The sequence below is a fragment of the Sphingobium sp. WR1 genome, from assembly GCF_059693745.1.
Map to the genome: position 1 here is coordinate 1 of NZ_JCATID010000104.1, position 557 is coordinate 557.

1 protein-coding gene and 1 pseudogene are annotated in these 557 nt (G+C 65.0%); both read left to right on the plus strand.

Annotated features, from left to right (window positions below; translation table 11 throughout):
* On the plus strand, positions 1-287 hold a 287-nt coding region (locus AC58EF_RS28600), incomplete at its 5' end, for a VOC family protein (RefSeq protein WP_497279759.1).
* A gap of 37 nt (positions 288-324) precedes the next feature.
* A pseudogene (locus AC58EF_RS28605) lies at positions 325-557 on the plus strand (hypothetical protein); the annotation flags it as partial.

Sequence of the window (557 nt, forward strand, 5' to 3'; positions counted from 1 at the left end):
GGACGATCGGGGCGGACAAGGCCTACCGCCCCTTTGGCGAATGCGTGGCGACCGACCCCTCGGACGTCCGTTGGCCGATGTCGTTCCACATCGGCCTCGAATTGCCGACCTATGACGATGTCTGTGCCCTGCACGACTGTTTCGCGGCCGATGGCTTCGTCGCCGAAACGCCGGTGTTCCATCATGAACGGGGCTCGCGCTTCTTTCTGCGCGCACCGGGCGGGGTGATGATCGAGTTCAACACCCGCTCCGATGCGGACGAGCGGTATCGCGGCACCTTCAACTGATCCCCGGCCCACCCGAACAAAACCCGGAGACTATCCCATGGCTTCCCAAGCATCCGCCTTGACCAGAGGCGGATCGCGGCGGCTGTCGATGCTGGCGCTGCTCGTTGCCGGCACGTTCTTCATGGAGAACCTCGACGCTACCGTAATCGTGCCCGCGATCCCCAAAATGGCGGACAGTTTCCGCGTCGCGCCGGTCGACCTGAACCGGGGCGTCAGCGCCTATCTGCTGACGCTGGGCGTGTGCATCCCGGCGAGTGGCTGGGTCGCGCA